The organism is Paenibacillus sp. (assembly GCF_035645235.1).
In the GTDB taxonomy this organism is placed as follows: domain Bacteria; phylum Bacillota; class Bacilli; order Paenibacillales; family YIM-B00363; genus Paenibacillus_AE.
This window is the reverse complement of the sequence record NZ_DASQMZ010000178.1, coordinates 1-9563: the sequence shown is the minus strand read 5'-3', so window position 1 is coordinate 9563 and position 9563 is coordinate 1. Positions and strand designations below refer to the sequence as shown.

At 57.0% G+C, this 9563-nt stretch carries 11 protein-coding genes and 1 rRNA gene; 2 read left to right on the top strand and 10 right to left on the bottom strand.

Features of this window, described 5'->3' with window-relative positions:
* Positions 1-395 precede the first annotated feature (395 nt).
* Positions 396-1316 carry a pilus assembly protein TadG-related protein gene (locus VEZ38_RS17080; protein ID WP_324895586.1) on the bottom strand — a complete coding sequence of 307 codons (921 nt, stop codon included), beginning with the start codon at positions 1314-1316 and terminating at the stop codon, positions 396-398.
* 72 nt (positions 1317-1388) lie between these two features.
* Here VEZ38_RS17080 and VEZ38_RS17075 point away from each other — a divergent pair, with 72 nt between their 5' ends.
* Entirely contained in the window at positions 1389-1721 is a 333-nt protein-coding gene (locus tag VEZ38_RS17075; protein WP_324895584.1) for a DUF192 domain-containing protein, read from the top strand.
* Here VEZ38_RS17075 and VEZ38_RS17070 read toward each other — a convergent pair.
* The 9 genes from VEZ38_RS17070 to VEZ38_RS17030 all read right to left on the bottom strand — a co-directional run bounded on the left by VEZ38_RS17070 (position 1688) and on the right by VEZ38_RS17030 (position 8979).
* On the bottom strand, positions 1688-2164 hold the full coding sequence (locus VEZ38_RS17070; protein WP_324895582.1) for a TadE/TadG family type IV pilus assembly protein: 477 nt from the start codon (positions 2162-2164) through the stop codon (positions 1688-1690). The two genes, VEZ38_RS17075 and VEZ38_RS17070, sit on opposite strands and share 34 nt — an antisense overlap.
* On the bottom strand, positions 2161-3189 hold the full coding sequence (locus tag VEZ38_RS17065; RefSeq protein WP_324895580.1) for a hypothetical protein: 1029 nt from the start codon (positions 3187-3189) through the stop codon (positions 2161-2163). Before VEZ38_RS17065 ends, VEZ38_RS17070 begins: the two co-directional genes overlap by 4 nt.
* 13 nt (positions 3190-3202) lie before the next feature.
* Positions 3203-4102 (bottom strand): type II secretion system F family protein, encoded by a 900-nt coding sequence (locus VEZ38_RS17060; protein WP_324895579.1) that lies wholly within the window; start codon positions 4100-4102, stop codon positions 3203-3205.
* Positions 4103-4112: 10 nt separating this feature from the next.
* The gene (locus VEZ38_RS17055; RefSeq protein WP_324895577.1) at positions 4113-5030 is read right to left on the bottom strand and encodes a type II secretion system F family protein; all 918 of its coding nucleotides are present in this window, start codon (positions 5028-5030) and stop codon (positions 4113-4115) included.
* A 31-nt stretch (positions 5031-5061) separates the two neighbouring features.
* Complete coding sequence (locus tag VEZ38_RS17050) at positions 5062-6330, bottom strand: CpaF family protein (RefSeq protein ID WP_324895575.1); 1269 nt, start codon at positions 6328-6330, stop codon at positions 5062-5064.
* A gap of 20 nt (positions 6331-6350) precedes the next feature.
* On the bottom strand, positions 6351-7559 hold the full coding sequence (locus tag VEZ38_RS17045; RefSeq protein ID WP_324895573.1) for an AAA family ATPase: 1209 nt from the start codon (positions 7557-7559) through the stop codon (positions 6351-6353).
* Positions 7560-7573: 14 nt separating this feature from the next.
* Positions 7574-8251, bottom strand: a complete 678-nt coding sequence (cpaB, locus tag VEZ38_RS17040; protein WP_324895571.1) for a Flp pilus assembly protein CpaB — start codon at positions 8249-8251, stop codon at positions 7574-7576.
* A 1-nt stretch (position 8252) separates the two neighbouring features.
* Complete coding sequence (locus VEZ38_RS17035) at positions 8253-8723, bottom strand: A24 family peptidase (RefSeq protein WP_324895569.1); 471 nt, start codon at positions 8721-8723, stop codon at positions 8253-8255.
* Between the two features lie 61 nt (positions 8724-8784).
* Positions 8785-8979 (bottom strand): Flp family type IVb pilin, encoded by a 195-nt coding sequence (locus VEZ38_RS17030; RefSeq protein WP_324895567.1) that lies wholly within the window; start codon positions 8977-8979, stop codon positions 8785-8787.
* A 506-nt stretch (positions 8980-9485) separates the two neighbouring features.
* Between VEZ38_RS17030 and VEZ38_RS17025 the strand changes: the two genes are divergently transcribed.
* A 16S ribosomal RNA gene (locus VEZ38_RS17025) occupies positions 9486-9563 on the top strand; the annotation flags it as partial.

The following is a 9563-nucleotide window of genomic DNA, read 5'->3' as shown; positions in this document are numbered from 1 at the left end:
GACGGAAGCAGGCAGCCAACGAACTGGGAAAGGTGTACCTTAAAATCGGGAACCGCGTTCCCCGAAAGAGAGAAAGGTGTTCCCACTTTGACGCGGCGGGAACAACCACCATCAAAGTGTGTAGGCAAATTAGCGGACCAGGCGCGCGGCTGAGGCGCGTATTGCGACGACGAGTACGGGATGCAGACAAAGTGGGAAGTGCGTACCTAAAAAGAGGGAACACCCTTCCCTGAATGTAGGCAAGGTGTTCCCATCCGCCGCTAGGGTGACGCGCGGTGCGGCGCGCGGGGGACGCAACGCGGATACCGGGCCAGCAGGGCAGCAGGGCGGCGCACCAAGGCGAACAAACACGCCTCCGATCGTACGACGACCGAAGGCGCGGTTGGCATGATCGCTCATTTCACCAAATAGATGTTCTTCACCCCGTACGCGCCGGCGCTGGGAGCAGTCACCGCATGAGGGTCGATCATCTCGACGAACTCACCGATGATATGGACGGTCGCGGTCGAGCCGATGCCTACCAATTCGCTGGAGACGGCGCGAAACATGGCGAACCCCAAGATCGGCACCTTGCTGGTGGACTTCGCTTTCGAGAAGTCGGCGACAGGGCAAATGACGGTCGTTCGCCCCTCCGCGATGCGAGTGTCGAATCCTTTGTCCACCGGGCCCGAGCGCTTGCCGGTGATGGTCAATACTTGTTGCCCCGTTCTCGGCAAAACGCCGTCCGCGGCGGTAAAGCCGCCGGCGATCCACTTCGTGATCGCATCGTTAATGGTGAGATCCCCCGAATTGCTGATCGCTCCGTTGCTCAGGTCGACGAGACCGAAATTGCCGACGGTGTCGTTATCCCCGTAAATGACAGTCTGTTGACCGAATACGAGCGGTACGGTATGGAAGATCGCCACCGGGATCACTTCGGCAGGCTGGCTCAGAAACTCGACGACGGCCTCCGCCTTCCCGGTCAAACTGACCGACTGGATGCCGAGCAGCGGCATGAACAGGAGCGGCAAATCGGACTCGTAATGAACTTTGATGCCTCGATTCGAATTAAAGGTGTTAATATTGCTGATCGAGGTAGGCTGCCCGAAATTAGCCTCGAACATGCGGACGGCCTCGGCGCTCGCCGCGGAGGGGTTACCCGGCAGATGCTGCGCTGCGGCCAGCGCGGACAGGTCGGACGCATGCTGAATTTTCATCTTATGGTGTAGGAACCACCCCGTGTCGATCGCAAGTCCGGCAAATGCGAGAATGACGGGAAACAGCAGTGCGAATAAGACGACGGATTGGCCTTTTTCATGACGCCAAAATCGTAGCAACGTGCGGGCCTCCTTTTCCAATATCATAGTCGTCGGTCCGTCGCGATAGGATGAAGGAGGGAGGGATGAACCATGCTGCAGCTTCGGAAAAAGGTCATTCGCCTCGACTCCTTCTGGTCGCGGTTCGCCGGACTGATGCTCCGCGCCGGGCTGCCGAAGGACGTTGCGGTTCTGATCGCGCCGTGTAAAGCCGTACACACCTGGTTTATGAGGTTTCCGATCGCGGTGATTTACTTAGACAAAGAATCTCACATCGTTTGGTTCGGCGTGCTTACGCCTTGGCGCATAGGTCCTTACATAAAACAGGCTGCGGCGGTGCTGGAAACGTCGGACACGGGGATCTGCGAACGTCTTGCGGTCGGAGAGCAGCTTCATTTCGGTACATATTCCACTAACGCGACGTAAGCGCTGCGGAGGAGTAACGCATCGACACCTTGCAGCAACGGCGTAACGAAGGGGTACGTATATTCCGCCGCCACGCGAATCGTCGCTCCCATCGTCCGTGCGGATAACGCGGGCTCCATGGCGATTCGCACGTGCTGTCCGTCCGTTGAAGTCAACCGCAAGCTGCCGTACTTCTTTCCTGCGGCGTCGGTCGTCTCCTCGTACGTCGACGCGGAGACGGGGAACAGCACGGCGGCGATTCGTTCCGCATTGGCGCTCACGTCGGCAACCGATTGTCCGACGCTGGCGCCGCGCGCGATTTCCTTCGTCAGCTGTTCCAGCGTGTGCTTCTTATACAAGATAAAACTAAGATCGACCATCGCAAAGAGGACCAGCAGGATCACCGGCATGAGGATAGACCATTCCAGCAAGCTTTGTCCGGCTTCGCCTCGCCGTCGTCTCATGAGGACTCCGCCTCTTCGACGGGGCAAGGGACCCAGACCGCGACCGAATCGGTCGACCACCGTACGGCGCCCTCCACCATCGATGCCCGGTGCGCAATTGCGAGCCGCTCCGCCGATCGCCGCTCCTCCCATGCGCCGCCATGCGCCTTCAGGCGCAAGACGACCCCGCGCCGAACCCAGCGGATGTCGACGTCGACGCGCTGCGTACCCCCGGACGATGCGACGAGGGCGAACCACTCGCCGACGATCCGCATCAGGCTGATCCCGATATGCTCCGGCAGCCGCCGCTCCGCCCCTCGCTCGACGACCTCGCATGGGAGATGCGTGCGCTCCGTGACCCCGTCGCAATAGCTTAAGACGCTGTGATAAAGACTGCCTCCGCGCCAAACGCCGGGGTCCAGAAGCAGGGCGGCTGTCCGCATCCGGGCTGCGCTTTTGTTATAGATTTCTCTCAATCGATCCAGCTGCGAGAGGTCGCTTGCCGACGCTTCGGCATGGGCGTGAAGCATCTCGACATGCGCTAACGGTTCCAGGAAGTGCTCGCGAACCAATTCGTACACTCGGACTCTTTCCCGTTCCACGATGTCGACGATTCGTTCGGGATCCGGCTTTCGCCGTTCGGAACGGACCTTGCGCCGAAGCCGCTCGAACCAACATTTCCACCAGCCTGGGGGGAGGTAGCCGTTCCTAGCGTCCATGCCGGGCAAGTTGACGACCTCGACCATCGGTTCGTCCCGGAATCGCCCGACCCAAAGCGCGTACGGCAGCTCGGGCGAATCGGACGTCCAATGGATCTGGTTCGGGTACAGGGCTGTATATTTCTCCGCTACGGCTTTCGTCCGGTCTAGAGAATGCAAATCCCAAATATAAATCTCGCCCCCCTCCCGAAACCAATCGCCGGAGGTCAAGCCGATCAAATAGCGCTGCAGTTCGTCTTGATGGTTTTTGGTGACCAAGATGACGATCGGGCGGGTCGGACGCCGCGCGGGATCGAACCGCGCTTTCCGTTTCGGAAGAAAGAACATGTCGGTACCTCCTTTACGCTTTCGTGAACATCTCGATAATTTGGAGTATGCCGGGACCCAATATGACTAGAAAGATAGGCGGGAAAATGAACAACACCAGCGGAAACATCATCTTGACCGGCAGCTTCATCGCTTGCTCGCGGATCCGCTGGGCACGTTTGATTCGCAGCTGCTCCGACTGCAGCCGAATCGTCTTGACGATGCTGACGCCCATCTTATCCGCTTGAATGAGCGCGCGGACAAGCGCGGAGAAGTCGGCGAGCTGGATCCGTTCCGCCGTATGCCGCAGCGCCTCCTCGCGGGTTGACCCGACGGCCATTTCGCGCATCGTCCGCTGCAGCTCCTTATATAGAGGACCGTCCCGCTTGGAGCAAATTTTCCCCAGCGCGCTGTCGAACGACGTGCCCGCTTCCAGAATGACGGATAAAATATCGAGCAGATACGGGAGCTCGCTTTGCATCCGGCGTCGCTGCGCATTCACGCGCCCGCGAAGGAGAAGATCCGGCAGAAAGAACACTACGATCGGAAGGAGCCACAGGACCGGCGACGACGTTCGCGTTGCGAAGGTTAACGCGCCGAAAACGAGCATGGTGCCGACGAACAGCAGCCATTTCGCCGCGATCAGTCGAGCGACGTCGACCGGCTCGGTCAAGAGCAGCGTGACCCGCAGCAAAAATTCGCGGTACCGCCGGGGCGTCAAGCGGCCGACGAAGGTCGCGAATTTCTGAAGCAACGGGGCAAGCAGCCGCTGGAAAAGCGGGACTTCGTATACATTGGCGCGGTCCTTCGGAAAATAAATTCGAATCCGTTGCAGAAGCCTTCTGCGCGGATTCCATACAAGCGAATGCAGACCGATGGAGCCGATCGAAAAGCTTGTGAAAAACAACAATAAGACGAACGCGACGGTTAACATCGTTCCTCACTCACCTTATCTCGAACCGAATCATCTTACGGAGAATCCAGATCCCGATCGCCTGGCTGCCCGCCGCCACCCCCAGCAAGACGATGCCGAATACGTTGCTAAATAGGGCGGACATGTATTCCGGGCTAATCAAAGTAAGGAATACGAAGAGGAAGAGGGGCAGCAAGCCGATGACCCATGCCGACATCCGCCCTTGCGCGGAGACGGCTCTTACTTCTTCGGCCAGCCTCTCGTTTTCCCGCATGACTTCCATGAGCTTATCGATCACTTCGGTAACGTTGCCGCCGGTCTCGCGGGTAATTAGAATCGTATCGGTTACAAGCGTCAATTCCTCGATATCGAGCCGATCCGCGAAATCCGCCAAAGCCTTCTCGAACGGCTCGCCCAGCTTAATGGAGTGGATGAGCGTTTGAAACTGCTCGGATATCGGGTGCATATTTTCTTTCGCAACGAGGTCGATCGCTTGCACGATCGAGTACCCCGATTTCAAGGCGCTCGAGACGAGCAGGAGAGCGTCCCCGAGCTGCGCGGCGATTTTTCGTTTCTTCCGAGCGGGCAATTGCTTCAGCAGGACAACGATCATGCCGTAAAAGAGCGCACCGAGCGTCAAGGACGGCAGGAGCCCCCATAGGAAGGCCAATAACGCAAGCAGGAGGCCGGCGCCGAGCGCAATGCTTATAAATTCCTTCGGCGTCACCGGGATCGAAGCGGCGGCAAGCTTGCGCTCGAGCGCGTTCCAGAACGCCCGCTTCGCCGCCGCCGGACGGGTTTCCATGGTTGGCGCCGGTTTTTCCTTCTGCATCCGGAAGTAACGGCGTATCCGAATGCGGGTCGCGATCGTTTCGTTCACGCTCCGAGCATAGGGGAGCACAAGCATGAACGCCGCTGCGAAGCAGCCGAGAAGAAAAACCGTTTTCAAGCATATTCACCTTCCTTTCTTTCGAGATCGCCTAATGGTCCCGGAACGAGACCGATCCGGTTTGGACGAACTTCCCTCGCACCGCGGCGGTGCCATAGGGCTGGATTTCTTCGAAGACGTACAGGTCCTGCAGCACGACGGTGTTATTTTCGATGCCTTCGACATGCGTGATATGCGTAATCTTTCGGCTGCCGTCGCGGAAGCGCTTCTGGAGCACGATCAGATCGATGGCGGATGCGATTTGTTCGCGGATCGCCTTCAGGGGCAGGTCGTAGCCCGACATCAGCATCAACGTCTCCAGACGGGAAATGACGTCTCGCGGCGTGTTGGCATGCACCGTAGACAGCGAGCCGTCGTGGCCGGTATTCATGGCCTGCAGCATATCGAGCGCTTCCCCGCCGCGAACCTCCCCGATAATAATTCGATCCGGACGCATCCGAAGGGAGTTGCGGAGCAAGTCGCGGATCGTGACTTCGCCGCGTCCTTCGATGTTCGGAGGCCTCGTTTCGAGCGAGACGACATGCGGTTGTCTTAGCCGCAATTCCGCCGCGTCCTCGATCGTAACGATACGCTCGGTTTCCGGGATAAAACCGCTTAGGATGTTCAAAAGCGTCGTCTTGCCGCTCCCGGTGCCGCCGGCCACCAAAATATTCATGCGGTGGATGACGGCCTGCTCCAGAAAGAGCGCCATCTCCTTGCTTAACGCTCCATATTGAATGAGCTCTTGAACCCCCAATTTATCTTTACGGAATTTGCGGATGGTCAACGTCGGTCCGTTCAGCGCCAAGGGCGGAATGATGGCATGAATTCGCGACCCGTCCGGCAGTCTTGCGTCGACCATCGGTTGACTTTCGTCGATGCGGCGTCCTAACGGGGCGATTATGCGTTCGATGACATGCAGCACTTGCTGATCGTTCAGAAAATGATGCATGCTCAGCTCCAGCTTGCCGAACCGCTCTACATACACCTGCCCCGGACCGTTCACCATAATTTCGCTGACGGATTCGTCGTCGAGGAGCGGCTGGATCGGACCGAGCCCCGTAATGTCTTGAACGACTTGCGTAATGAGCTTCTCCTTCTCTTCCTTCGGCAAAAACCGCTGCTCCTCCCCGAGCAGCGTCTCCAAGTACTCGGATACCTCGCGGCGAAGGGTGGGATGCTCCGTTTCGTCCGCGACGGAGCGCTGGCTGCGCATCAGCAGCTTGGACCGGATGCGCTGCATCAGCAAGATCGTCTCTTGCTGCGCACCCGTCTCGCCGGCTTGTTGTTTGTTCTGCTTCAGTTTTTTATATAAAGACAAAGCCACACGCCTCCTTGCCGTCAGCGCCGAAACCAAGGCCAACGTCTTCGTCTTGTTTTCCGTTCGGCGTCCAAGGTATAAAACATTCGTAAGCCTTCGATCATGTCGCCAAGATCTTTGCCCAGCGTCGAGGAACTGTCGTAAATCCATTCGGGCCTTCCTTGGTTGATGGATTTCAGCACTTGCGGGTAGTCGTTCGATAAAAATTTGTACACCGGCGCGCCAAGAATTTCCTCGATCATCGACTTGTTGAAATGGCTTTTCGCCGAATGCCGATTCACGACGATTTTGATTTTCGACGAATCGATGCCGAGCTCCCGCATCGTCTTCAGTCCGGTCTTCGTGTTTCGAAGCGAAATCAGCTCGGGGGAGGTGACGAACAAAATCAGATCGCTTCGTTCCAACGCCACGACCGACGACTCCGAGAAGCCCGGCGGGCAATCGACGACGACGTAATCGAATTGCTCCTTGAGCAACGTAAAAATTTTGATCAACGCGGGCTCGCTAATAAAATCGGCTTCCTCCGGGTTTTGCGGGGAAGGGAGGATGTGAAGCTGGAGCGGGTGCTTCGTCATTAACTCCCTGAGTTCTGCGCCCGTCAATTGCTCGATGCGTTCCACCGCATGAGTCATCGTCGCTTGGGGCACGATGTCCATCATCACGGAAATATCTCCGAACTGCAGATCCAAATCGACCAACGCGGTATCTTCCCGGAACCGGTAGGATAATCCGGCGGCGAGCATGGACGAGAGGGTCGACTTCCCGATGCCGCCTTTCGTGCCGAAGACGGTGATCATCTTGGGCGATCGAATTAGCAGCTTGGTCGAATGTTCGGCGTAATGGTCGCGCAGCGGCTGAATATGGCCGTAGACGTTCCGCAACGCTTGGATCAATTCGTCCGCATGGTACGGCTTCGAGAGGACGTCGCGAGCGCCGGCGTTCATCAGCTGCCGCCACTTCACGCCCGTATCGTCGCTGGTCGTGACGAGAACGGCCAAATACGGCGAGCGTGTCAGCAGCTGCCCTACGTCCTCGGCGACCGCCGCGCCGCTGACGTTTTCGTCCAGGATGACGATATCGGGATAGAGCCGCTTGATTTCTTCCAGTCCGGCTTCGACGGAGCTCGCGTGTCCGAGCAGATGAATGCCCGGCTTCCCCGCAAGCATCTCCTCAAGCAGCTCGCGCGAGGCTTCGGAGGCGTCAATATGAAACACCCTTGCTTTCTGCAACGTAGTTCCCCCCTTTACGGCCGAATCATATCGTTCACATGCAACGGTTCGACGGTGACGGCGGGCTCGGTCGGGGCAGGCCGAAGGGTTAAGGCGAACGTCCCCGTTTGCGCTTGAAGCGCGAACGCAAGCGCCTCTTCCGCCCGCAGCATCAGCGTGACCGTCTTCGCCGCTTCGGGCAGCTCCAACGTTCCCGGTGAACCGACGGCAAGCACTTTAATATTTTGAAAGGCAAGCAGCGCCCTCGAACCGTCTCCGTCCTGTCGAATCCAAATGATATCGACGAACATCCCCGGACGCAGATGTCCCCCAAGTCCGATGACGGGCGTGTTTTCGACCGTAATGGCGCGGTAGCCTTCCGGCAGATGGAACGGGTTGACGGTGTCCACGTTCAGGAAGTCTTCCGCCGCGAAGAGGCTTCCTTGCGCGATACCGTGCATGACGGTTCGGCCTATGATCTCTTGGGGATCTCGAAGGAAAGCAACCCCGTCCAGCGCTCCTTCCGGTACTTGGATGCGGGCGAGATCTTGTTCGGACACGGTCGACAACGGCTCAAGCGCGCGTGCGGCTACCGGATATTCCACGTAAGGCACATTAGGCTTGTCGACGGAAGAGACGATCCAATACCCTGCATACGTCGTGATCATCGCGAAAATCAACGAAATGACAAGATAAAGCTTTCGATAATACATATCATCCCACCAACCCGAAGAGGACGAGGGCAAACACGGCCAAACTCATGCAAGATCCTAGCGGAATACATTGATTGATCCGTCGGTACCGCTCCCCCTCCGGCAATCGAAATAAATAGGCAACCATCTCGAATAAAGCGCGATGTTTGACCAGTACCAACAAGGAAAAGCCGCCAGCGATCAATATGCCGAGAAAAAACGCGGATACGAAGGGCGAAGGGCCCATGAGCGCGCCGAGCGCGGCAAGCATCTTTACGTCTCCGCCGCCGACCCATCCGAAGAGGAACGGGACAAGCAGAACGCTAAATCCTATCGCGGAGCCGAGTAAGCTCGATACAAAGGCGCCATGTTCTAAGGAGATAAGCCAACCGGCTCCGATCGCGGGGATCGTGAGCTTATTGGGTATCGTTTGGTATTTGAGATCGTAGTAGAACACAATGGCAGAAAATAGCAGCGTAACGATGGTAAGCATCGACGACCCTCCTGCTCATATGGGAATGAAGGGAGGGGTTTCCCCCTCCCCCGCATTGCGATTACGTAGTCGGCGTAGTGATTTCGCCCATCTTATCGACGATATACTGGAAGAACCGTTCCAACTCTCCGCCCATGGTGAGCAGCAGTCCGATGACGACGACGGCGACAAGGGCAAGAATAAGTCCGTACTCGACCATGCCTTGGCCGGAGTCGTCCTTCCACAAGCGAGTCATAAGCCCTCTGAACCATTTCATTAGAACCACCTCCATTCATAGGACTGCTTCAAGTTATGAATTTAGTCATCTACAGGGAACTGTCGTTTGTCCTAACTCTATTAAAATAGGCAAGGGGAAAAATACCATAACTCGATAGGTTTGATGAAGGCGGATCATAAGACGTACTGGGAGGGGGCGCCTTCTTTACGACCTTTTGCCTTCAGCTCAGTACGAAGTTTGGGATGGGGGAAACTACCATTTGCATTTTATGTCGAAAGTGGGTATAGTATATTCTTGTCGCCGCGAAAACGGCACGAACGATCGACACGAGGCCGGCGCACGATGGGAAACATTGTCGCTTGCAATCGAACGATCGAATGTGGTAGGATGTAATTCCTGTCGCTTCACGGCAGGATGAAAGTCAAGCTTGTTCCTTGAAAACCGAACATGAGCATCGAGCTTTTTCGCAGGCGATTCGTCGCTGAGAAAAAAGTCTCGAGAAATATGCTTTTAGCTAGCTTGTAATGAGCACAGTTGAACTACCCTTTTTGGAGAGTTTGATCCTGGCTCAGGACGAACGCTGGCGGCGTGCCTAATACATGCAAGTCGAGCGGATCTTGTCC

Coding starts and splice junctions, on each gene's coding strand:
- VEZ38_RS17060 (WP_324895579.1), bottom strand. CDS start 4,102: ATGTTAACCGTCGCGTTCGTCTTATTGTTGTTTTTCACAAGCTTTTCG.
- VEZ38_RS17070 (WP_324895582.1), bottom strand. CDS start 2,164: ATGAGACGACGGCGAGGCGAAGCCGGACAAAGCTTGCTGGAATGGTCT.
- VEZ38_RS17075 (WP_324895584.1), top strand. CDS start 1,389: ATGCTGCAGCTTCGGAAAAAGGTCATTCGCCTCGACTCCTTCTGGTCG.
- VEZ38_RS17035 (WP_324895569.1), bottom strand. CDS start 8,723: ATGCTTACCATCGTTACGCTGCTATTTTCTGCCATTGTGTTCTACTAC.
- cpaB (WP_324895571.1), bottom strand. CDS start 8,251: ATGTATTATCGAAAGCTTTATCTTGTCATTTCGTTGATTTTCGCGATG.
- VEZ38_RS17065 (WP_324895580.1), bottom strand. CDS start 3,189: ATGTTCTTTCTTCCGAAACGGAAAGCGCGGTTCGATCCCGCGCGGCGT.
- VEZ38_RS17030 (WP_324895567.1), bottom strand. CDS start 8,979: ATGAAATGGTTCAGAGGGCTTATGACTCGCTTGTGGAAGGACGACTCC.